General features: G+C 28.2%; 21 protein-coding genes and 1 riboswitch. Of the genes, 1 reads left to right on the top strand and 20 read right to left on the bottom strand.

Annotated elements, in window-relative coordinates; translation table 11 throughout:
- Nucleotides 1-129: 129 nt before the first annotated feature.
- The 17 genes from ACQPUW_RS01840 to ACQPUW_RS01760 form a co-directional block, all read right to left on the bottom strand.
- A complete protein-coding gene (locus ACQPUW_RS01840) occupies nucleotides 130-525 on the bottom strand; it encodes a hypothetical protein (RefSeq protein WP_430835790.1) in 396 nt (131 codons plus the stop codon).
- A gap of 120 nt (nucleotides 526-645) precedes the next feature.
- A complete protein-coding gene (clpB, locus tag ACQPUW_RS01835; protein WP_430835789.1) occupies nucleotides 646-3249 on the bottom strand; it encodes an ATP-dependent chaperone ClpB in 2604 nt (867 codons plus the stop codon).
- A gap of 106 nt (nucleotides 3250-3355) precedes the next feature.
- Nucleotides 3356-4363 (bottom strand): DNRLRE domain-containing protein, encoded by a 1008-nt coding sequence (locus ACQPUW_RS01830; RefSeq protein ID WP_430835788.1) that lies wholly within the window; start codon nucleotides 4361-4363, stop codon nucleotides 3356-3358.
- A 272-nt stretch (nucleotides 4364-4635) separates the two neighbouring features.
- The gene (locus ACQPUW_RS01825) at nucleotides 4636-8694 is read right to left on the bottom strand and encodes an Ig-like domain-containing protein (RefSeq protein ID WP_430835787.1); all 4059 of its coding nucleotides are present in this window, start codon (nucleotides 8692-8694) and stop codon (nucleotides 4636-4638) included.
- 296 nt (nucleotides 8695-8990) lie between these two features.
- The gene (locus ACQPUW_RS01820; protein ID WP_430835786.1) at nucleotides 8991-10253 is read right to left on the bottom strand and encodes a transcriptional regulator; all 1263 of its coding nucleotides are present in this window, start codon (nucleotides 10251-10253) and stop codon (nucleotides 8991-8993) included.
- An 18-nt stretch (nucleotides 10254-10271) separates the two neighbouring features.
- A complete protein-coding gene (locus ACQPUW_RS01815) occupies nucleotides 10272-11573 on the bottom strand; it encodes a helix-turn-helix domain-containing protein (RefSeq protein ID WP_430835785.1) in 1302 nt (433 codons plus the stop codon).
- A 254-nt stretch (nucleotides 11574-11827) separates the two neighbouring features.
- Entirely contained in the window at nucleotides 11828-11995 is a 168-nt protein-coding gene (locus ACQPUW_RS01810; protein ID WP_204594770.1) for a YtxH domain-containing protein, read from the bottom strand.
- A gap of 99 nt (nucleotides 11996-12094) precedes the next feature.
- The gene (locus ACQPUW_RS01805) at nucleotides 12095-12769 is read right to left on the bottom strand and encodes a viroplasmin family protein (protein WP_430835784.1); all 675 of its coding nucleotides are present in this window, start codon (nucleotides 12767-12769) and stop codon (nucleotides 12095-12097) included.
- An 18-nt stretch (nucleotides 12770-12787) separates the two neighbouring features.
- Nucleotides 12788-13897 carry a YkvA family protein gene (locus ACQPUW_RS01800; RefSeq protein ID WP_430835783.1) on the bottom strand — a complete coding sequence of 370 codons (1110 nt, stop codon included), beginning with the start codon at nucleotides 13895-13897 and terminating at the stop codon, nucleotides 12788-12790.
- 205 nt (nucleotides 13898-14102) lie between these two features.
- Entirely contained in the window at nucleotides 14103-14318 is a 216-nt protein-coding gene (locus ACQPUW_RS01795) for a helix-turn-helix domain-containing protein (RefSeq protein WP_430837261.1), read from the bottom strand.
- An 11-nt stretch (nucleotides 14319-14329) separates the two neighbouring features.
- The gene (locus ACQPUW_RS01790) at nucleotides 14330-14809 is read right to left on the bottom strand and encodes a DUF2975 domain-containing protein (RefSeq protein ID WP_430835782.1); all 480 of its coding nucleotides are present in this window, start codon (nucleotides 14807-14809) and stop codon (nucleotides 14330-14332) included.
- Between the two features lie 331 nt (nucleotides 14810-15140).
- Complete coding sequence (locus tag ACQPUW_RS01785) at nucleotides 15141-15950, bottom strand: MetQ/NlpA family ABC transporter substrate-binding protein (protein WP_430835781.1); 810 nt, start codon at nucleotides 15948-15950, stop codon at nucleotides 15141-15143.
- Between the two features lie 47 nt (nucleotides 15951-15997).
- A complete protein-coding gene (locus tag ACQPUW_RS01780) occupies nucleotides 15998-16636 on the bottom strand; it encodes a methionine ABC transporter permease (RefSeq protein WP_430835780.1) in 639 nt (212 codons plus the stop codon).
- Entirely contained in the window at nucleotides 16637-17599 is a 963-nt protein-coding gene (locus tag ACQPUW_RS01775; protein ID WP_430835779.1) for a methionine ABC transporter ATP-binding protein, read from the bottom strand.
- A 177-nt stretch (nucleotides 17600-17776) separates the two neighbouring features.
- Nucleotides 17777-17953: riboswitch (SAM riboswitch) on the bottom strand.
- A 128-nt stretch (nucleotides 17954-18081) separates the two neighbouring features.
- Nucleotides 18082-18597 (bottom strand): GNAT family N-acetyltransferase, encoded by a 516-nt coding sequence (locus ACQPUW_RS01770; RefSeq protein WP_430835778.1) that lies wholly within the window; start codon nucleotides 18595-18597, stop codon nucleotides 18082-18084.
- Between the two features lie 17 nt (nucleotides 18598-18614).
- Nucleotides 18615-18902, bottom strand: a complete 288-nt coding sequence (locus tag ACQPUW_RS01765) for a DUF503 domain-containing protein (RefSeq protein WP_430837260.1) — start codon at nucleotides 18900-18902, stop codon at nucleotides 18615-18617.
- A gap of 398 nt (nucleotides 18903-19300) precedes the next feature.
- Nucleotides 19301-19681 carry a RidA family protein gene (locus ACQPUW_RS01760; protein WP_430835777.1) on the bottom strand — a complete coding sequence of 127 codons (381 nt, stop codon included), beginning with the start codon at nucleotides 19679-19681 and terminating at the stop codon, nucleotides 19301-19303.
- Nucleotides 19682-19851: 170 nt separating this feature from the next.
- On the opposite strand from ACQPUW_RS01760, the gene ilvA reads away from it, so the two are divergent.
- Complete coding sequence (gene ilvA, locus ACQPUW_RS01755; RefSeq protein WP_430835776.1) at nucleotides 19852-21051, top strand: threonine ammonia-lyase; 1200 nt, start codon at nucleotides 19852-19854, stop codon at nucleotides 21049-21051.
- Nucleotides 21052-21113: 62 nt separating this feature from the next.
- Here ilvA and ACQPUW_RS01750 read toward each other — a convergent pair whose 3' ends face one another.
- The 3 genes from ACQPUW_RS01750 to ACQPUW_RS01740 all read right to left on the bottom strand — a co-directional run bounded on the left by ACQPUW_RS01750 (nucleotide 21114) and on the right by ACQPUW_RS01740 (nucleotide 23159).
- Nucleotides 21114-21380 (bottom strand): hypothetical protein, encoded by a 267-nt coding sequence (locus ACQPUW_RS01750; protein WP_430835775.1) that lies wholly within the window; start codon nucleotides 21378-21380, stop codon nucleotides 21114-21116.
- Between the two features lie 134 nt (nucleotides 21381-21514).
- Nucleotides 21515-22309 (bottom strand): hypothetical protein, encoded by a 795-nt coding sequence (locus ACQPUW_RS01745; RefSeq protein WP_430835774.1) that lies wholly within the window; start codon nucleotides 22307-22309, stop codon nucleotides 21515-21517.
- A gap of 295 nt (nucleotides 22310-22604) precedes the next feature.
- On the bottom strand, nucleotides 22605-23159 hold the full coding sequence (locus tag ACQPUW_RS01740) for a flavin reductase family protein (RefSeq protein WP_430835773.1): 555 nt from the start codon (nucleotides 23157-23159) through the stop codon (nucleotides 22605-22607).
- Between the last annotated feature and the right edge of the window lie 45 nt (nucleotides 23160-23204).

Below are 23204 nucleotides of genomic sequence, written 5' to 3'. Positions count from 1 at the left end.
TTTCCTTTCTATTCTTAACTTTTATCAATGTTTTAAAATACTGAATTTTATTTAATAATATATATATAATTTAAGCTAATACATAATAATTTAATTACATATTAGCCTAAATTAACTTTAAATTTTTTATTAGAATCTTCCTTCAATTATATCTGTAACATTCACTAATATCTGATCTAATCCGTAATGAGTAGTGTTTATTTTTGAATTTCTACCTAGAAGCTTACTTATTACTTCTTGTTGTTCTTCTATAAATGCTCCTGAGTTTTGTATAGCTTCAAAGACATCATCTAAATAATATACCTTAGCATCTCCTTCTTCAGCTCCAAGTATTGTTCCTATTATATCTCTTGCATCTTGTTGAGTTAAATCATAATTTTCATAAATTTCATTTGTATGTAAGCTTACTCTTTTCTCATAATATCTATTGATATAAGCATCACATTCTTCTATATCTTTAAAGGTGATAGCCTTCCCACCAGGAAGTACTACTAGATAATTATCTTCTGGAGTTAAGTATTCCATTAAAATCCCTCCTAAAAATTATAAAATTTATAAAAAAGGCAGGATTAAAAGAAAATTTTTCTTTTATCCTACCTATTCTATTTGTACTTATTTTTTGTAGTTTTGTGGGTTTGTATACTTTTAATTAGTAGGGTTAATTGTTAAGTTATCCCCTTCACCATCAATTTTTACATTTGAACCATATCCAATAGTTCCTTTAATTATCATTCTTGCTAATTTATTTTCTAAAGTGTTTTGGATATATCTCTTAAGTGGTCTTGCACCATATACTGGATCATATCCTTCTCTAGCTAATATATCTTTAGCACCATCTGTTATTTCTAATGTTATATTCTTTTCAACTAATCTCTTTTCAACATCTTTTAAGAATATATCAATAATCTTCTTGATACCTTTTTCTGATAATGGTCTAAACATTATGATATCATCAACTCTGTTTAAGAATTCTGGTTTAAATCTTGATTTCATTTCTCCCATTACAAGATCTCTAGCTTCATTTGAAATTTCACCATTTACTGATCCTTCTAATAAGAAATGAGATCCTATATTTGATGTCATAATTATTATAGTGTTCTTAAAGTCTACTGTCTTACCTTTATTATCTGTAAGTCTACCATCATCTAGTATTTGTAAGAATACATTAAATACATCTGGATGAGCTTTTTCAATTTCATCAAATAATACTACTGAATATGGGTGTCTTCTAACAGCTTCTGTTAATTGACCTCCCTCTTCATATCCAACATATCCTGGAGGTGGTCCAACTAATCTAGATACTGATTGTTTTTCCATATATTCAGACATATCAATTCTAATCATGCTATCTTCGCTATCAAATAATGTTCTAGCTAAAGTTTTTGCAAGTTCTGTCTTACCAACACCAGTTGGTCCTAAGAATATAAATGATCCTATTGGTTTATTTTCATCCTTAAGTCCAGCTCTTGCTCTTAAAATAGCATTTGATACTGATTCTACTGCTTCATCTTGATCTATTACTCTTGTTTGTAATTCTTCATCTAATCTTAGAAGTTTTTCACGTTCTCCTTCTAATAATCTTGATACTGGAATTCCAGTCCATTTTGAAAGAACTTCTGAAACTTCTTCTTCTGTTACTTCTTCTTTTAATAAAGCACCTTCAGAATTTTCTTTAACATCTTCTTCTTTTGCTTTTATCTTTTCTTCTAAAGCTGGAATTACGCTATATCTGATCTCTGCAACTTTATTATAGTCATAATTTCTTTCATATCTTTCAAGTTCGCCCTTAGCTTCGTCCATTTGTTCTTTTAATTCTCTAAGTTCTACGATGTGTTCTTTTTCTTTTTCATACTTAGCAGTCATTTCATCATTTTGTTCTCTAAGTTCTGCAAGTTCTTTTTCTATTATATCTAATCTCTTTTTAGAGTTTTCATCTTTTTCTCTAGATAGAGCTTCCTTTTCAGTTTCTAATTGGAATACTTTTCTTCTAACTGCATCAAGTTCAGTTGGAAGTGAATCTACTTCTGATCTTATCATAGCACCAGCTTCATCAATTAAATCAATAGCTTTATCTGGTAGATATCTATCTTGTATATATCTATCTGAAAGCTTAGCTGCTGCAACTATAGCTGAGTCATGGATTCTTACTCCATGGTGAATTTCAAATCTTTCTTTTAATCCTCTTAAGATTGATATAGCATCTTCAACTGAAGGTTCATTTACAACTACTGGTTGGAATCTTCTTTCTAATGCCTTATCTTTTTCTATATATTGTCTATATTCATCAAAAGTTGTAGCACCAATACAGTGTAATTCACCTCTTGCAAGTAATGGCTTAATTAAGTTACCTGCATCCATTGCACCATCAGTTTTACCTGCACCAACTATTGTATGAATTTCATCTATAAATAAGATTATTCTTCCTTCACTACTTTGAACTTCTTTAAGTACAGCTTTTAATCTTTCTTCAAATTCACCTCTGTACTTAGCACCTGCTATTAATGAACCCATATCTAATGAGAAAATTATTCTATCTTTTAAGCCTTCTGGTACATCCCCATTAACTATTCTTTGTGCAAGACCTTCAACTATTGCAGTCTTACCAACACCAGGTTCACCAATTAAAACTGGGTTATTTTTAGTTCTTCTTGAAAGGATTCTAACAGTTCTTCTTATTTCTTCATCTCTTCCGATAACAGGATCTAATTTATGGCTCTTAACTAAATCATTTAAATTTGTTCCGTACTTAGCTAATGCATCATAAGTTCCTTCTGGATCTTGAGAATCAACTCTTTGACTTCCACGAACTTCTTTTAATACTTCCATAAATCTATCTTCTGTTATATCGTATGTTTTAAGGATTTTACCTACAGCTCCATCCTTGTCCACTTCCATTATTGCAAGCATTAAATGTTCAACGCTTATATATGAATCTTCAAACTTCTTTGAAATTTCATCTGCCTTTATTAATACTTGTTGTATCTTCTTAGTTATATATACGCTTGATTCTGCGTCTGATGTTGAAGTTACTTTAGGTAAAAGACCTATTGATTGATTTATTGTATTTTCAAGTGCTTTTACTGGCACTCCCATTTTAGTAAATATATTTGGTATTAATCCATCTTGTTGCTCAACTAAACTTAAAAAAAGATGAATTACATCCATTTGTTGATTATTATTTTTAACAGCTATTAAATTAGCTTCATTTAGAGCATTTTGTACTCTTAAAGTCATTCTTTCTACATCCATCTCTTAGTTCACCTCTTACTTTTCATTTCTTAACATCATAATATTATATTAGTCAAAGAAAGTCAAAGATTATTTTTTGATTAAATACTTTGATTTTCATTCATTTTTATATTTTTACTAAAGATAATCTTACTAAAGCTCTATTTTTCTCTAAATTTCTATTATTATCTATTAAAGTTATTTTCTCTAAACCTATATTTGTTAACGATAGTTCATCACCTCTTTGAAGATATGTTATATCAGAAGATGTAATTATCTCATTATTATCACATTCTAATTCTGTAATCTCACATATCTCTTCAGCGTCATTTATTGAAACAGCTAGGTTTAAAGAGTTTAAATCAGAATTTTTTATAGACCTTTTTTTTATTTTCCATGTGATAATATACATGCCTTCCATCTCTACTATCAATTTATTTTGTTCATTATTTACTAAAATATTCTTTAATCTCTTATTATTAAATTTTAATTTTTCATTTTTATTTAACATCAACGGATAATTATGACCGATATGTAAGTATTCTAATACTCCATAGACATTTCTTGGACAATTTAAATCATCACATCTCATATCATTGCAATAATTACAGCCATAAATCTCAAGACTTGGTTTAAACTTACCAAAAGCTGAATCTATAACTATATAACTACTATGTTCAGTTTTAGAAGTGCTTATGGTTATATCCTTATTCTCTATCTTCTTCCTATTTAAATCTTTAACTACTTGAGTTAAGTCTAAGTAAATATACTTATCTTGCATATTTTTAGTTACTATAGTACTAGAAATTGGTTTATTATAAACTTTCTTCCCTTTAACATTTTCATTATTCCCTATAAATTCATCATTATTTATATAGATATTAATGTTGTTTCCATATTTTCTTCTCTCATAATAGGTTTTATTTATATATAGTTTTAATATTGCTTTATTGATGTTTCTAAATTTATTTAATTTATTACCTAAATTAAATTTTATTGATGTATTACAATGCTCTATTCTAAAGCCCTTTTTAATAGTTCCAACTGTAAGTGTTTTTGTATTACTAATAGATTTATTTTTATATAAATCAGATTTCATACTACTCTCTACAGCTTCTATTACAATCTTATTCATAATTATCTAACCTCTATTTAATAATTCTTATTATTAATATGTTTATTCCTATAGAAAAATTAAATATACATTTCAACTTTCACTTTATTTAAATCTCGCAAATGATTTTTGAATCATTTACGTTGATGGCTCCCTTTTTAATATTCTTGAAAATTGTTTCATTATACTGTTATGCAAAAAAAGGAGGATTCAAGTTCGAATCCTCCTTTTCTTATCTGTTAGTATCAAAATTTATTTTGATACAGCTCCTTATCTATTATTCTTTTAAAATTTTATTTTCTTATAATAAATGCCCCTACAACAAGTGATACTAGTCCTAAGAATATCATTTCTAAGCCTTCTTTCCCTGTTTTTGGTATATCTTTATCGTTTTTATTTTCAACTGACTCATTTTTATCTAAGCTTGGTTTATCGCCTTGATTATTACCTGGTTTATTTTCTGGCTTACTTTCAGGTTTACTCTCTGGCTTATTTTCTGGTTTATTTTCTGGTTTGTTCTCAGGTTTAGTATTATCTTCTGGTTTGTTTTCTGGTTTATCTTCTGGACTTGATGCGCTATCGTCATCTGATTCATTTTTCCAAGCCATTAAGTTTGTAACTTCTGGCGCTTTACTTGGAATGTTGTCTCCTTCCATAAATGGAGCCATCCATACATTAATAGTTCCTTCTCTTCCTTTAGATTTAACTATTAATTTTTTTATTCCCTTATTAGGATTTTGTCCTTCTGGATTTGGTGATCCATCATATGGCTTAGCGTCAACTATTTCAAACTTTTCATTTCCATCATTAAGAAGTTTTACATATAGTCTTTTATCTCCATCTTTTAAAATAACTGCTTTTCCATCTTCAGTTAATTCTGCTTCTTTATCAGTATGCATTTGCCATGCAACTTCACCTGATTTCTTTAACATATATTCATCTCTTACAAGAATTTCTTCTCTATTTATGAATTTAATTCCTCTCTTTACACTTAAAGCTTCTCTATCATAAGCACTTGTCATATCTATTATCCCATAACCATTATTGCCCTGATTTAATTTCATATCTATTATAGGTGAATATACATTAACTTCTTGGTCATATCCTGAACCTGGATTTATTATTAGAGTATTATGTCCTTCTGCTCTCTTTCTGTAATAATTCCATCTTCTTCCGCCTTCTTCTTTTTCCCAATATCCTGGAAGGTTATAATTTTCTTTTCCAAGGTCTAATGCCCATCTTTCACCTAATGCATCAAATACAAAGGAACCAATATCTAAATCTCCATGTGGTGCACCATTTAATCCACCCTTAAATCCTACAAAACTTGATAGTGGGTCTTCCCAATCTTTTCTCATAGTTATTACAGATTGTCTTTCTTTGTAAGCCCTATCTAATTCTTTTGGACTTTCTCCAGTATATAATTCTGGCTTATACCATAATAAATCATATACATTTACTACTGCTTCATCTTGTGACATATAATACTTATGGTACCATGTAAGATCCGGTCTATTTAATTCATTTGCAAACCAAAGATTTAAGTAACCAACTGGTAAATTTCTATCATTATCTGAATAATTATATGCTCCATCCTTTCCAGTCATAAACATTGGATAATCTGGAGTTTCTTTAATTCCTGGTGCATTAACAAATAAATTTTCTCCTTTAATTGCGGAGCTTACAGATGATAGGAAGTAAACTAAATATCTTGTACCATAATCCCAATATGATATTCCTTCTATTGAATCTCCTTCAGGATAATATTGAGTTAACCCATTCTGAATTGATTTAAATGCTTCTTGAATTATTTCACCAGCCATTTCATCATTATTTTCTCCCATTATAGCTAGTGCCCCTGCTGTTAATCCTGTATTACAAACAAAGTTCCAATTATATTTATCTTCAACAAAGAAGTGTGAATTATTTTTATAGTATCCAAGTCCTATACTTAATGAATTCTTAACTAAAGCTTTCTCTATTGTAGCTCTTTGTTCTACACTTAAATATGAGTATAACCAGTCAAATCCTATTGCAACTCCAAAAGATGTCATTGTAGCATCTAAATAGTGCTGATGGCTCCAATCTGGATATTTAACAGAAACATTTTCAAGTTCAAGCCAAGCTCTATCTGCATATTTCTTTTCACCTGTTATTTGATACATAAATGCTAAATCAACAATATTTTTTGATGCAGTTGTATCTAATCTTAATCCGTCTGGTTTATTATATTCTACAACTGGTGATGTTAATATTTTATCTATCTTAACCTTTAATTTTTCGAACCATATTTTAGCGTTTTCATCAGTCTTAACTAATTTTCTTAATGAATCAAACTCATCTTCTGATGCTAAAAGTCTTGGGTGTTCTTTCTTTACAAGATTATTTATATTTTCTATTGAAGGTGCCACAAATATGTTACCTTCTGCTATAACCTCATTACCAAAAGTATCTGTAACTTTAACTTTTACAGAGTCATATCCATTAAAGTCTTTGCTCGGCTTATAATTATATTTATTATCACTTATAGTAAATTCACCATTTTGTGCTTTATCAACAATTTGGAATTTTAAATCTTCGCCTTCTGGATCTTTTGCATTGAATTTTTTATCTTTTATTAATTCATTTTCATTTAAAGTAATATTGAAGTTTTCAAATATTGGAGCCTTATTACTTTTTTCAACTTGAACTTTTACATTAGTAGCGGCAAAATTATTGTTTGTATCACTAACCTTTACTGTAAATGTATCATCTCCATAATAATTTTTATTTGGATAATATTCAAAGTTTCCATCTTCTTTTAAGTTTAAAGTTCCATTGCTTGGGTCAGTTAAAGAGCTATAATTCAATTGTAAACCGGTTTGGGATTTAGCTTCTATTTTACCTTTTATAACTGAATTTTCCGTGCCCTTTATTGTTCCTATATCTTTTATATTTATTTGATCTGACTCTCCAACTATAACTGGTATCTCTAACTTAATGTTGCTTTCTTCATTTTTAACAATGATCTTGCATGCTCCACTCTTTACTCCAGTTACTATCCCCTCATTATTAACAGTTGCTACTTTTTCATCTGAACTTTCAAAAGTAACATCTTTATTTGTAGCATTATTTGGAGTGAAAGTTAAATCTATTTTTTCACTTTTACCCTTTTCTAACTTAATTACATTTGATTTAGCTTCTATACTAGATAATTTTGTATATGGATTTACTTCTACATTATCTATCCAAACTTTACCTTTAGCATCATCATATAAGTATTCAAACACTATGCTTCCTAAAGTTTCTTTTGGAAGATCTAATTTAAATTCAAAGTTTGTCCAATTCATATTTTCTTTAATATTTAAATCTACCATTCCCATTGGTTCAATTTTTTGACCATCTGGTGATTTATATTGAAGTCTTAATATAAGACCTTTTCCATTAAAGTTCTCTGTTTTAATCCATTGGCTTACTTTAAGTGATTTACCTTGTGCATCTTCTGGTATATCTCTTATTGTTTGATTTAATGTACCTCTTGCAGTTTTATCTTCTTCTCCATTTTCTAATCTAATTGAGTTCTTTCCTTCAAAAAATACTTTATCATCAATTTCCGTATTAAATTTATTACTTCCGCTTTGCCATCTTCCCCATTTGTCTGCTGTTCCATCAGTTTTAACTTTTTCAAAGTATCCATTTAATACAAGGCTATCTTTGTATTCAGGAACACCTGGGTCTGGTATTTCTTCTTTATCTGAATCTCCAATACATACAAGCTTTGGCTCATTGAAATAGACTTTACCTGTACTATTGTTTGAAATGTAGTTTTCAATTTTTAAACCGCCGACTTCTACGCCACCCATTGAATCTGGTATATCAAGTTCGTAACTTAACTCTGTCCAATCTTTATTCCCTGTAACCTTAGGAGTTAATTCAAATATATCAAGTTTTTGATTACTCTTATTTACTATTTGTAATCTAATATGAGCACCTGCTCCAACAAAATTTTCTGTCTTTATCCATTGAGTAAATTTATATTTTTTATTTAGTTGTTCTTTAGTTAAATTAACTGTTTGATGAACTATTATTGCATTGCTATCTTTTGCTTTAACATCAATTACTAGTGAATTAGGATCTTTTTTATATTCACTATCTGAAATATGGGAATCATAATTATTACCCTTTGCATAAAAACTCCAGTAATCCGGTTTACTATCTAAATTGTCATCAGAATACTTATAGTTTTTTATTAAGTTATCATTTGTGTCTGCATTAACAAATTTAATTGGTAAAATTAAATTCATAATAAATACAACTACTAATAACTTAGATAAATCCCTCCAATATGGCTTTAATAGATATCCTTTTCTCATAATGTTCCCCCTTATATTGATTATATAAAATTCAATTTCATTTTATATTATTTTTTAAACGTTTTCAATATTTATTTGTAAATTCATTTAATAAAACTAAAAAAAATTGATAAAACATAGTTTTTATTAGTATAAATTTGTCTTTATTAATAAACCTACTTGTTACATAGGTAGCTATTTTTTGAAAAATATTTCATTATACTATTATACTCAAAAAGGAGGATTCAAAGTCGAATCCTCCTTTTATTATGGGTCAGTATCAAAATAAATTTTAATACTGACCTTTAAAATTCATATTATATTTTTCTTTTTATGTTCATTGCTAATGTAAAATATTTTATTGAGTCTTGAACAGATTGAGTTTTATGGTACATATTAGCCATATCTATATATCTACTATATAAATCTTTTTTAGTACCAAACTTTACAAGTGAATCTAATGATAGATTCATATAAAGCTCTGCTTCTCTATATCTCTCTTGCATTTGAAGAAGCATTCCTTTTAAGTAATAAGCCTCTTCAATTAGCTCTATATGATTTGTCTCTATTGCAATATTTAAAGCTTTATCTGCAAATTCATCTGCTAACTCTAATTGATTATTTTTCTTAAGGAGTCTTGCCCCTTTTACATAGAGACTTCCAACATCATAAAGTTGTTCTTGTGGCAATAAGTCAACAACTTCATTTATCTCATTTAAAGCTTTTTCATCTTCATTAATCCTAAAATAAGCTTCAGCATAATCAATTTTTGATTCTGCAATTCTTATATTATTGTTATTTAAAAACTCATAGGATTTTGATAAATAATCAGACTTCCCATCTCTATTATTAAGAATACTTATAAGAGAAGCAGCATAGTATATCTTGCCTTTAAGGTCATCTGATTCTATATTATCTGAATTCTCTTTTGCTATAGTTAAATACTTTTCTGCTTCATCATATTCCTCACATCTTAAAAGACACATTCCCTCTCTGTAGCTCATGTAAGGGTATAATTCATTTTTTGTATCATTTTTATCAATTAATATTTCTAGAACTCTATTATAGTAATTTCTAGCCTCACTATATTCTTTACTTGAATATAAATAGTTTGCCATATCTTTAAAGTATATTATAGTATTCTCATCTGTATTATTTCTTCTATATAAATCATAATACTTTGGAACAAGTTCTAATATATCATCTAACTTATTTTCTCTTAAATAGTAATTAAACAGTCTATGTATTAAATCAAATGCTAATTCATAGTATTCATAATCAATAGCATATTCTAAATTTAACTGTATATCATTCTCTATATTACCATCTGTATTAGCTTCCTCATCAAATCTCTTCATATTCTCAATTATTTGCTCATAAATATCTTTTGCCAAATAACTGTAATCTAGCTGTATAATATCTGCTATATATCTTAATATCTCTTCATCTGGCTTCACTTTTCCATTCTCTATACAACTCATCTTGGATATAGAAATTTCTTTCCCACACAACTCTTTTAGCGTAATTCCTTTATATATCCTAGCTCTTTTTATTTTTTCTCCTGTTGAAAGTATCTCCATTTTTAACCCCCCATTTAGCTAGTTGTTTAGTATTCCAATTTCCCTAAATATACTAACTCCCTCATCTAAATATCTCGCTGCATTCTCATCATTTTTCTCATCAATATAGAATTTTCCAAGCATAATAGCAAGTTCCCCTGCTTTTTGGAACAGCTCTCTATTTTTTGCATACCTATAGCTGTCTAATAAAATATTTTCTGCCTCTATTTTTCTATCATCAATAATACACATTCTATATTTTATTAAATTACATTCTATTTTTTCTTCTGAATCCTCATCAGTAAGTTTATCAGATATTTGCTCTAATACCTCCTGACACTTATTTAAGTCTTTTATCTTTAAATAGTTCTTACATATATTTATTAAAGTTTCAATTAATTTTTTATCATTATTTTGTACTCTCATATCCCTTGCAAGTTCATAATGCTTAAATGATTCCTCTATATTTTCAAAGTTATAGAAAAGTCTTCCTAGGTCATTTTCTATATTTGATATATTTGAAAAGTCATTTAATTCTCTATAAATCTTTAAAGTTTTCTTTGAATACTTTATAGCATTTTCTAAATCTCCATTTTTATTATATTCTTCTGATAAGAATAATAATGTCTTTGCATATTTTTCTTTATTATTTATCTTTTCAAACTTCTCTTTAGCTAAGAATGAATAATCTATAGCTCGTCCTATATTGTCCATTTCAAAATAAGTTTTAGCTAAATAGAAATAGATTTCTCCTAAAAGATAATCTTCTCCAACTTCATTATCCATAAATACTTTTTCTGCTTGCTTTAAATAACTATTTGCAGAATAATATGCTTTCAGTTCTAAAGTTATCTTTGCAAGATTTAAGAATGTCTGAATTATTTCTTTATGTCTATTATTTTTTATAAAAATAACATTTGCTGATAAGAGATATTGTTGTGCTACGGTAAGTTCACCTTTTCCAACATGTATATTCGCTCTTAAATAAAGTATCTTTGCTTTCTTATACTCTAAATTATAAAGTTCTGCATAATATAATGCATTCTCTATATATTTCTCAGCTGCTGTAAATCCTTCATCTAATATATATGCCTCAGCTATTTGCTCATAATAAGTGCATACTTTTTCAGCTTGACTTTCTTCTGATTCCATTAAATACTCGACTGTTGTTTGTAAATTTGCTGCTAAATACTCTAATAAATCCATTGATGGATTTGATCTTCCTGATTCAACTAAACTAATCTGACCAGGAGTTATTCTGTCTTTAGCTAAGTCTTTTAATGTCATGTTTAGTTCTTTTCTTTTTCTCTTTATCTTTTCTCCTAAAGATAGAATTTCCATACTCTTTCGTCCTTTTCTATTTCGTATTTTATTCAATGTTTGTTAATTTTATTTACATTTTGTATAAATTTAACCCTATTATAACACGCTTCTTTGAATATATACAACATTCTTGTTAAAGTTTGTTAATTTTTTTAACACTAAAGTTTAATTAAAATTAAATTCCTCATATATTTCTCAAAAGACTCGACATATTTAAGGTAATACATTTATAAAAAAAACACTTACTATATTATAGTAAGTGTTTTTTTAGACTATCTTATCATTGACATCATATTGTCTACTCTAGCTGCATGCATCATTCTTCTACCTGCTCTTCTCATTGTTCTTCTAGTTCTTCTGTCAATTTGTGGCATAATCATCATACTTACTGCTGTACCTATAACAGCACCTGCAGCCATTCCTCTAATTAATCTACCCATAAATAACACCTCTTTAATAAAATTTTATTTGTTTCTGATGCTATTTTTATATTATGTAGTTTATCGTTTTTTAAACTAAGAAATTTATGGCTAGGTATACTATATTATGCCTAATGCTGATTTGGCTAGAATATCTGCTTTATCATTAAATTTATCTCCTGAATGACCTTTTACTTTTTTAAATCTTATATTTATTTCATTCATTTTTTCTTGCATAAATTTATGATATTCTGCTGTTATTTCATTATTTCTTTTCCATGTTCCAAGTGCCCAAGATTCTATTCCTTGGTAATCAAAAACTATAGATACAGATTCATATCCATTTTCTATTGCATATTCAACTGCCTTTTTAGCACCAAGAACCTCTCCTGAAACATTTCTAAGTGGAATTGCCTTCTCATCAAAGCCAACACCATTATCTTCATAAATAATTTCTCCATCTTTTATTGCTAAAAGACCATATGAAAAGTTTCCTTTTTGTACAGAAAAGCTTCCATCAACATAAATAGTTAAACCATCTTCTGCTACAAAGCTCTCAGAAGGAACATTTTTATTATCACACTTACTTATATTATTTGATTTTGTTTTTTTTGTAATTTTATTACTTCCACCTTCTATATTTAAAAGAATAAATTTCTTTGCTTCATCCATTGTTTTAAAACTTTTATATATAGCACCTTTGCATCCTATAACTTCGGCTTTACATTCATCCCAAGTTGTAAAAATTTTAGGTACACCTGATTTTCCTTTAAATACTGAATAATATTTTGCCATACTTTGCTCCTTTTTAATTTACAATACACTTAATTGTTCTACAACATTATAAACCTTCTCCACATTTCCTGCACCTGTGAATCCTGACACATAATCAAGTCCACTCTTTAAAACTAATATTAATTCATTTTTACCTGACCAATTTTCAACTATTACCTTTAAAGGAACATCATTAGCTATTCTATTTAATGCAAAGAAAAGTACAGCTAAATCGTCTATCTTACCTATAAAAGGTATATTGTTTGGTATCATATCTGTTGGACAAACTATATATGCTATAGATCCAGATACTGCAAGTTTTGTTTTAAGTGGTACTCTATTATCCTTTAATAGCCTAAATATTAATGCTGCTAAATCTGGTATTAAGAATAAATAATCTGAATACTGTTTTGCGTTATCAGGTAATTTATTTTCCACCTTTTCTTTAGTAGCGTTTCTTCCTATTGAATAGTAATCATCTTTTTTATCAGTATCTTGAAGCGCTTCTTTTATTTCTAGAATTTCTTTTTCTTCAATTAATTCTTCTATATCTTCATTTATATATTCTTTATTATATCTAGTAACACTATCTTTTAATCCTAAGGCTTCTGTGGATACTATATCATTACTATTTATCTTTTCTATCTCTTTTTCTTTTTCTTTTTCTGAAACTTCATCTTTTTCGAATTTATTAATTATTTCGCCTATATTTACGGTTATATCATTAACATTAGTTACAATAACATTTCCTTTTATGTATGCTTCTTCAACACTTACTTTAACAAAAGGTACTTTTTCTAAAATTTGATCTATATCAACTGTTAATCTATCTTTAGTTGCATCTATTCCAATATCTCCTGCAGCCTTTAATCCAACTTTTAGTGCTAAACTTCTAAAAATTTTAAAGATCCCAAGCTTGTATACTTTCAACTTAGAAAATCTTCCAATTATTTTTCCATTTTCTACTCCAAGTTCATCTATAGTTGCTTCAAAATTTATTTTTAATCCCTTAGTAAAACTACCTTTAATTAAAACATTATTATTTATAATTACTTCATCTAAAATTAAGCCTTTTACGTGAACAAAGTCGTTTACAATACTTAAAATATCTTTTCCCGTAAGATTTACGCATACCTTTGATATATTCATAAAATTTATCCTCCCCCAAATATTCGATTATTTATTTAATTTTACCCTTTTATAGTTAGAATGTAAATTATATATAACCTAAGTAATAATTTTCTATAATATTTTTAAATAATCATTTTTATAAGAAGCTATGGTTTAACATAGTATTGAAATATAGCAAAAAAATTATAGGTGGAATTGTCCACCTATAATGCTCAATATATTATTATCTTTCTTCTTCGTTTCTGAATTCTAAGATATCGCCAGGCTGACAATCCAGTGATTTACATATTGCTTCTAATGTTGAAAACCTTATAGCTTTTGCCTTTCCATTTTTCAATATAGAAAGGTTAGCCATTGTTATTCCAACTTTTTCAGTAAGTTCTGTTACACTCATTTTTCTTTTAGCTAACATGACATCAATATTAATTATAATTGCCAAATACTTCACCTCTATACTGTTAAATCATTTTCTGACTTTATATCTATGGCTTCTCTTAAAAGCTTTTGCAGGACGGCTGCAAAGACTGCAATTACCGCTGAAGTGAAGCTTGAGAACGTCGCCATTATTACGAGTCCTGGGAAATCATGTTTTTGGCTATAAGACATACAAACTGGCAATATTGTTGTATAAAATATACTTATTGAGATTGCACAGTATTTTATATTCTTTAAAGCTTTTACAGATAGTTCCGAGAAAGCATTACTCTTATCAATGTAGCATAATAATTTAAAAGTTTGATATAAAGCAAAATAAAAGGGTATACCTGTTACATATATACCTATTATAATAGGACATAGTATTAGCTCATGATTATTTAGATTTAATGGATACTTGTATAAATCAAACAATCCAAATATACCAAGGGCAAGAATGGGAATTCCAATAAGTATAAGGGCTATTTTTAAAAAAAGTGTTGATTTAAGTCTCATAAAGAGTACCTCTCTTATTTGTTATTATTTTATTTTAGCACATTATTTATCGTAAATCAATAAAACTTTAATGATTATTAATATATTATTATTGTTGTATTAATATCCTTTTAATTTAAGGCTCTGTTAAAGAACTGTGCTTAGAATTGATTACACCCCATAAAATTAAGTATATGTCTCTTTCTTTTTAAAAATCTACTACATATTTAAATAAATGCATTAGATTTGTTAGGCTCATAATATTATACGAATTAACAGAAAACGGACAAGTTCACACTTGTCCGTTTAATTGCTACTATTTATAAGCAATGATTTAAATCATAACCAATTTTTAAAATACTGGAATAACTGCTCCATCATATTTCTCATTTATAAAGTTTTTAACATCCTCTGATGTTAAAGCTTCTGTTAAGTCTTTAATCTTTTGACTATCTTTATCAGCTTCTTTAACAGCTATAATATTTGCATATTGTTCTGCTGCCTTTGAATCTTTATCTTCTACAATAAGCGCATCATTTTTAACTGAGAAGCCAGCATCTATTGCATAGTTTCCATTTATAACGGCTGCATCAACATCATCTAATGCTCTTGGAATTGCAGCTGCTTCTAATTCTTTAAATTCAAAATTTTTCTTATTTTCCGTTATATCCTTTGGCGTTACAAGCTCTCCTTCTTTAACCTTTATAAGTCCATGAGATTCTAAAAGTTTAAGTGCTCTTGCTTCATTTGATGGATCATTTGGAATTGCTATAGTTGCTCCATCTTTTAAGTCCTTAATATCTTTTATAGTCTTTGAATATAATCCTAATGGTTCTAAATGAACTTTTGCAGTATAAGTTAATCCCAAATTCTCAGCTTCATTTTGTTTATTTAAGTATGGTATATGTTGAAAGAAGTTTGCATCTAAACTTCCTTCTGATAATGCCTTATTAGGTGTAACATAGTCCGTAAATTCTTTTATATTTACTGTATATCCCTTTTCTTCCAATTTAGGTTTTATATGTTCTACAATCTCCTTATGTGGAACTGGTGTAACTCCAATTGTTATTGTTTTATCGTCTTTAGAACTGCCCCCGCATCCTACTAACGCTAATGATAAAACTCCTACTAAAACTGATGATATTATTACGCTCTTTTTCATATTGAAAATCCCCCTATTTATTTATTGCTTTTTGCTAAATTTAATTTCTATTTTGAAAGTTTTTTATAAAAATGATTTCCTAAAGTTTGTAATACTTGAACTATAATTATTAAAAGTACTACTGTTACTATCATGTAATCTGTTTGATATCTATGATATCCATATCTTATAGCAACATCTCCAAGTCCTCCACCAGCTACTGCCCCTGCCATAGCTGAATATCCAATTACGCTTATTATTGTTAATGTTAATCCTGATACCATAGATGGCACTGCTTCTTTAAACATTACCTTAAATATTATCTGCCCATCTGTTGCTCCAAAGGATTTTGCAGCCTCAATAACTCCTTTGTCCACTTCTCTTAATGCAGTTTCTATTATTCTTGCAATAAAAGGTGCTGTTGCAATAGCAAGTGGAACTATCATAGCTTCCTTTCCAACTGTTGTCCCAACTATCAATTTGCTAAGTGGGAATAATGCAACCATAAGTATTACAAATGGAAAACTTCTTAAAATATTTACTATAAAATCTAATACTCTATATACACTTTTATTTGGTTTTAATCCATCTGGTGCAGTTAGTGTAAGGACTATGGCTAATATAATTCCAACTATTAATGCACAAAGTGTAGATAACACTACCATATAGGCTGTTTCACCTGTAGCTTTTAATATTTCTTCAAACATCTATAATACCTCCCACTGAACTTTTTTACTTTCTAAGTAATCTAATATTTCCTCTTTATCTTCATTATTAACACTTATAACTAAACTCCCAAGTACATCCCCTCTAAATCTTTCAAGCTTGCCCCAAACTATTGAAAAATCTTTATTTGTATCCTTTGCCATCTTGGTTATAAGTGCATTTTCTGAAAAGTCTTTAGGAAAGAATATTTTTATATTAACTCCATTATCAGGTAATATATCTATATCATCTTCTCCTAAGAATTTTTTAAGAGAAAGACCTGGCTTTAAGAATAAATCTGCTGACTTACCTTGTACTTTAACTACGCCCTCTTCTAAAAGTGTTATATCTTCGCATACCTCCTTAACAACTTCCATTTGATGAGTTACTATAACTATGGTTATTCCAAGTTCTTTATTTATTCTTGATAATAGTGATAGTATATCTTTAGTTGTCTTTGGATCTAGTGCTGATGTTGCTTCATCACATAATAAAATCTTTGGTTCTAATGCTAAAGCTCTTGCAATTGCCACTCTTTGCTTTTGTCCCCCACTAAGCTCAGCTGGCTTGCTACTAGCTTTATCTTCTAGAGATACCAATCTTAATAATTCTAATACCCTCTTATTTATTTTTTCTTTGCTAAATCCCCAAACCTCTAAAGGTAATGCAATATTTTCATAAACATTCTTACGACTTAAGAGGTTAAAGCTTTGAAAAATCATTCCAAGGTCTTTTCTAAGTTCTCTTATTTCTTTCTTATTTAGTGTCTTAATCTCCTTTCCCATTACTTTTATTGAACCTGAATCATAACTCTCAAGCCCATTTAAACATCTTAGTAATGTTGATTTACCAGCCCCACTATGTCCAATTATTCCATATATCCCTCCTTTCTTTATCTCTAATGATATATCTTTTAAAACCTCTGATTTTCCAAAATTCTTTTTTATGCTCTCTATCTTTATCATAAATTTTGCCCCCTTTTATGAAAATAAATAAGAGTAGAAGAAATACCTTTTATGATTCTTTAACTCTTGGTTAAAGAATAGGTTCCTTCTACTCTTTGCATCTTAAACTTAATAAAATAAAAAATGCACTAGAGAATAAATCCCTAGTGCATGATATAATCACCCTATTAACTTATTCTCTCATCTATCAGCAATTATCTTGCCGCAGGATTTAGCACCACACGTAACAATAAAGTATAAATATTCATAACAAATAAACTCCTCACTCTTGAAGAATCTATAACCGAACATTTAGTATTGTCCGTAGGTTGCCGGGTTTCATAGGGCCAGTCCCTCCACCACTCTTGATAAGAAACCTAATATTTAGTTTTAATATTCTAAATTGAAAAAATTTTACAAACTTCTTGTATATTAATATAATATTTTAAAAAAGCTTTGTCAAGAATAATTTCTTAATAATTTTCAATAATTTCTCAATATTTTTATAATATTTTTTCTAGACAGATAAAATCCCCGTCTTTTCCTTGAAGATTTATCACTCCAACCTCTTCATATCCACTTCCTATATATAGCCTCTTAGCTCTTATATTCTCAGTATTTGTATCTAGTCTTATATGTGATAATTTACGTCGTCTGCATTCCTCTTCAATAAACTTTAAAAGTCTTTTCCCATTACCACTTCTTGAAAACTTGGGACTTACCATTAATCTATGTATAACTAAAGCTTTTTGTGAATTACTCCATTTGAGTTTTTTATAATTTATATCTTCAGAGCTATTTAAAACTACAGCTCCAACAATATTATTTTCTATATTATATTCTGTATCTTCAGATTCCATGACAAATAAATCTCCGTTTTTAAGATCCTTTTCAAAATCTTTAATAGTTGGATATTCCTTTGTCCAATTAAGTCCTGTCCCTGCACCACTTTCTAAGACCTCATCTATCATTAGTCCTATTTGATTTAAATCCCCATACTTAGCTACCCTAAACTTCATTATATCCTCCATACTAATTAAAATATTTCTGTTTCTTCTTCAATATCTATAATTTCCCCTTCAATAGTTTCTTCTAAGAAATCTAATATCTTCTCCTTTGTAGAATGTGCTATTTTTACATTTCCACATACAGCTGATATACCAATAACCATGAACTTATGCTCATCTTGCCTATCAACTTCTCCAACTGATATGTTAAATTTATTTTTTAATCTTTGAGTAACACTTCTAACTATCATTCTTTTTTCTTTTAAGGAACCTACCCAAGAATTTCTTATTGTTATTTTCATAAGTAAAATATCCATGTTTAAACTTCCCTTCATCTCATTAATTGGTTTTGCATTAATTCCGTAATTTGTATATATTTATAATAATATATATTTATAATATTATAAATTGCAATAATAATAATTTCACAAAAAATAATCAACTTATTCATTAATTATATTATTTATGAATAACTTTATACTTATTACAAAATTTAATAACATTTCTACTTAAATTAATGAAATTTTTATACCCCTTACAATTAAATAAGTTAAATCATCAATGGAAATGGGCATTTTAATTAATAACCATTCTATTTTATTTCATAAATTTATTATAAAAAATAATATAAATATTTAATACTAACTACAAAAAAGCTAAAAATCTTAGATATAATATCTAAGATTTTTAGCCTTTTTATCTTTAAAATTAACTACTATTCTACTATAGCAATTACTTCAATTTCAACTGGTGCATCTAGTGGTAATTTAGCAACTTCCACGCAACTTCTTGCAGGTGGTTCTCCTTGGAAGAATGTTGCATAAACTTCGTTAACAGCAGCGAAATCGTTTAAATCCTTAACAAAAACTGTTGTCTTTATAACGTTCTCCATGCTTGTTCCAGCTTCTTCAAGAATTCCCTTAACATTTGTTAAACTTTGTCTTGTAGCAGCCTTTATTTCTGTTACTAGTTCCTTTGTTTCTGGATTTAGTGGAATTTGACCTGATGTATATATCATATTACCGACTCTAACACCTTGTGAGTATGGTCCTATTGCAGCAGGTGCATTATTTGTTTTGATTATTGTTTTATTCATAAAATTCCCTCCTTTTATCTTTTGCACTTCTATTATAAAGAAAAAATCGGAAAAAGTCTAAATATTTCGCAAAAAGTCTAATTATTTTAATTATTTATATTTAACCTCTATAATCTTTTAATGTAAATGTTATAATAAGTGTGAGAATATACAAAAGAGAGGTGTTATTTATGCATTTAGATAGTATTAAAGCTGCAAGGGAAAACATTAAGGATGTAGTGGTTAAAACTCCTTTATTACACAGTAAGTTTTTTTCTGATTCAAGTAAAAACAATGTGTTTATGAAATGTGAAAACCTTCAATTAACTGGTGCATACAAAATAAGAGGTGCTCTTAACAAAATGATGAGCTTAACTGATGAAGAAAAAGCTAAAGGTGTTGTATGCTCATCTGCTGGTAATCATGCACAAGGTGTTGCATATGCTGCTAGCTTAATGGGTATTAAGGCAACAATTGTAATGCCAACTACTACTCCATATTTAAAGGTTCAATCTACTAAAGATTTTGGTGGAAATGTAATTTTACATGGTAAATGCTATGATGATGCTTATAGTTTCGCAAAGAAAATTGAAGAAGAACAAGGAGCTACATTCTTACATCCATTTAATGATATCGATGTAATTCATGGTCAAGGAACTATAGCACTTGAAATATTTGAAGATCTTAAAGATGTAGATGCAATAGTGTGCCCAATCGGTGGTGGTGGATTAATTAGTGGTATTTCTTTAGCTGCTAAAGAAATTAATCCTGATATAAAAGTTATAGGAGTTCAAGCTGAAGGTGCAAGTGCTATGCACGATAGCTTCCATGCAAAAAGGTTAACTCCCATTCCTTATGTAAGTACAATCGCTGATGGAATTGCAGTAAAATGTCCTGGTGACCTTACTTTTTCACTAATTAAAAAGAATGTTGATACTATTGTAACAGTTAGTGACAATGAAATAGTTGATGCTTTCTTAGCTCTTAATGAAAAGCAAAAACTTGTTGCAGAAGCATCTGGCGCTGCATCCCTTGCTGCATTATCAAAGTTAGATTTTGAAGGCAAAAATGTTGTTGCTATAATAAGTGGTGGAAATATAGATATGCTTACTATAATGTCTCTTATTAATAGTGGCCTAGTTTCTAGAGGAAGATTATTCTGCTTCACAATAGAACTTCCTAATGTTCCAGGAGAACTTAGTAGAATTACAGACCTTCTTAGAGAAACTAACGCTAACGTTGTTAAGCTTGAGCATAATCAATTTAAGGCAGTTAATAAGCTAAGAAATACATTACTTGAAGTCACCGTTGAAACAAACGGATATGAACATATAGCAAGTATTAAAGACCTATTTAAAACTCAAGGATATATAATAGAGCAATTATACTAAGACTAAGAATTATTAATTTTAGTATAAAATAAAGGGTGGATAATCCACCCTTATTTTTATATTTATTTATTTAATTTACTACTATAAAGCACAAATCTTAAATACAGTATAATAATTATAGCAAAAATAATTATTGAAATTATTTCAATAAGACTTATAGTAGGACTTATATAATTCTTAAATACATCTCTAAATTCATAGTAATCTCCAATTGCATCATTAATTGTTCTTCTTAAATAATTTATTTTTACAAAAAGAATAGAATTTAATATAAGTATTAAACAAAAACCTATTAATTTAGTTGTCCTTAATTTAAATATCTCTTTCATAAATCCTCTTCTATAATCTCTATATTACTAATTCTTAGTTTAACTAAGTAAATAATCCTAAAAAATTAATTAGATTATATAATGATTATACAATAAATAACACAACTATCAAATATTTCTTTGTTAAAAATTTATCATTTATTATTTTTACCACTACATTTTAATCCACATGTTTCAAGTTTTTCATCAAGAGTCCTTGTATCAAATGGATTATGAAGCATTGCCTTTATAAATAATTGAGGATATTCCACCTTTAAATGCCTCATATATTTAACCCAAATTCCACTTAATTGCTCGTAGCAAATAGTTATATCTTTTTCTATATGATTATCATCACAACAACCACATATCATGTTATAATATCTATCATCAAACTCCTCTAGTAAATGGAATAATGACATAATTAACTCTGAAAATACCTCATGTTCCATTAAAGTTGGATTACTTATAAATGATATTATCATATCCTTCTTACTTTTAAGAATCTCTTTGACTCTATCTAAATCTATTTTGCTAGCATCAACAGAAAACTCATGATTTTCAATAACATTTTCAAGCTCCTTAAAATCGTTCTTTTCCCACTCTTTATTTACAATGGCTACCTTAGTTATACTTTCAATATCTCTATCACCTTTAGAAAACTCTTCTAGAAGATCTGCTCCAAACTCTGAGAAGAATACTCCTTTAATCATAATTAATTTTTCTCTCTTATGATTCTTTTCACGCTTTTCAAGTAATTTTTCTATTACAAAGGCTGTAAAGAATACATCCATTGGAATAAATGCAATATCTGCAAATAAAAATATTAAAGTATGGTGTAAATCATTAAAAGTTAAATAGTGTAAATAATGCAGAAATAAAGACAATACTATAAGTCCAACACCTATGAGTATAGTTTCTATTCTATGCCTATTCATAAATTTACCCATAAAAAATCGCTCCTCTCTGTCCAATCATCATGTCTATTAATTATAAGTGTATTTTTACTTATTATACAAACATTTTTTTATAAAATCAAAATGGAAAAAGATACTGTAAAAACTAATAGTTTTATATATTAATTATGCATAATGGAATATATATACTAATGAGTAATTGTTATATAATGCGAAATTAAAATACCGTAAGATTCATTTCTGAATAATACGGTATTTTTATTAGTATTATATTTTAAGCTAGGACGTAAGATAATAAAATTCTGTATCATCCTTACATTAATACTTATTATTTAGGATTAGTTTTACTTATGGTATTAAATATTGAACCAACTCTATCCTTTAGATCAAAGTACCCTGAGCCCATCATTATTGTGGGTTTAACTTTTAGAGCATTTGGTTTTCCATTTTCCAAGCAGTCTTCATTTGCATATACTGCAACAATTTCTCCAATAAACATAGTAAAATCAAATATAGGAATTGTCTGTATTACCTTACAAAGATAATTTACAGCACATTCTTTTATCATTGGCGCATTTCCTGCATCATCATAAAAGGAATCAAAAATATTCGATTTATCTTCTTTATTACCAGAGACACACCCACAAAAATCAGTCTTATCAATATTTTCAGAAGATGGTATGTTTACACTAAAGAATCCATTTTCCACCACGCCTGAAGTTGTATAGTGTGAATTCTTCAATGAAATATACAATACAGGCTTCTCACTTACAACACCATATGCACCTAGTGTGGCATAGTTTGGCTTTCCATTAACCATCGCTCCTGCTAAAACTGTAATAAATGGTCCAAAAGGTATATTTGCTATTTTCTTCTTTATCATATTTTTTCTCCAATCCAATTATTTATTTGTTGCAACAATAATAAT

Source organism: Clostridium sardiniense (assembly GCF_050584765.1).
Taxonomy (GTDB): domain Bacteria; phylum Bacillota; class Clostridia; order Clostridiales; family Clostridiaceae; genus Clostridium; species Clostridium sardiniense_A.
This window is presented reverse-complemented; position numbering and strand designations above follow the sequence as displayed.

Bases quoted from the DNA above. Each gene is read 5' to 3' on its own strand.
- ACQPUW_RS01800 (WP_430835783.1), bottom strand. From the start codon at position 13,897: ATGAATATATCAAAGGTATGCGTAAATCTTACGGGAAAAGATATTTTA.
- ACQPUW_RS01750 (WP_430835775.1), bottom strand. From the start codon at position 21,380: ATGAAAGAGATATTTAAATTAAGGACAACTAAATTAATAGGTTTTTGT.
- ACQPUW_RS01775 (WP_430835779.1), bottom strand. From the start codon at position 17,599: ATGATAAAGATAGAGAGCATAAAAAAGAATTTTGGAAAATCAGAGGTT.
- ACQPUW_RS01780 (WP_430835780.1), bottom strand. From the start codon at position 16,636: ATGTTTGAAGAAATATTAAAAGCTACAGGTGAAACAGCCTATATGGTA.
- clpB (WP_430835789.1), bottom strand. From the start codon at position 3,249: ATGGATGTAGAAAGAATGACTTTAAGAGTACAAAATGCTCTAAATGAA.
- ACQPUW_RS01805 (WP_430835784.1), bottom strand. From the start codon at position 12,769: ATGGCAAAATATTATTCAGTATTTAAAGGAAAATCAGGTGTACCTAAA.
- ACQPUW_RS01745 (WP_430835774.1), bottom strand. From the start codon at position 22,309: ATGGGTAAATTTATGAATAGGCATAGAATAGAAACTATACTCATAGGT.
- ACQPUW_RS01765 (WP_430837260.1), bottom strand. From the start codon at position 18,902: ATGGATATTTTACTTATGAAAATAACAATAAGAAATTCTTGGGTAGGT.
- ACQPUW_RS01820 (WP_430835786.1), bottom strand. From the start codon at position 10,253: ATGGAGATACTTTCAACAGGAGAAAAAATAAAAAGAGCTAGGATATAT.
- ACQPUW_RS01790 (WP_430835782.1), bottom strand. From the start codon at position 14,809: ATGAGACTTAAATCAACACTTTTTTTAAAAATAGCCCTTATACTTATT.
- ACQPUW_RS01825 (WP_430835787.1), bottom strand. From the start codon at position 8,694: ATGAGAAAAGGATATCTATTAAAGCCATATTGGAGGGATTTATCTAAG.
- ACQPUW_RS01840 (WP_430835790.1), bottom strand. From the start codon at position 525: ATGGAATACTTAACTCCAGAAGATAATTATCTAGTAGTACTTCCTGGT.
- ACQPUW_RS01830 (WP_430835788.1), bottom strand. From the start codon at position 4,363: ATGAATAAGATTGTAATAGAAGCTGTAGAGAGTAGTATGAAATCTGAT.
- ACQPUW_RS01760 (WP_430835777.1), bottom strand. From the start codon at position 19,681: ATGAATAAAACAATAATCAAAACAAATAATGCACCTGCTGCAATAGGA.
- ACQPUW_RS01810 (WP_204594770.1), bottom strand. From the start codon at position 11,995: ATGGGTAGATTAATTAGAGGAATGGCTGCAGGTGCTGTTATAGGTACA.
- ilvA (WP_430835776.1), top strand. From the start codon at position 19,852: ATGCATTTAGATAGTATTAAAGCTGCAAGGGAAAACATTAAGGATGTA.
- ACQPUW_RS01815 (WP_430835785.1), bottom strand. From the start codon at position 11,573: ATGGAAATTCTATCTTTAGGAGAAAAGATAAAGAGAAAAAGAAAAGAA.
- ACQPUW_RS01770 (WP_430835778.1), bottom strand. From the start codon at position 18,597: ATGAAGTTTAGGGTAGCTAAGTATGGGGATTTAAATCAAATAGGACTA.
- ACQPUW_RS01785 (WP_430835781.1), bottom strand. From the start codon at position 15,950: ATGAAAAAGAGCGTAATAATATCATCAGTTTTAGTAGGAGTTTTATCA.
- ACQPUW_RS01740 (WP_430835773.1), bottom strand. From the start codon at position 23,159: ATGATAAAGAAGAAAATAGCAAATATACCTTTTGGACCATTTATTACA.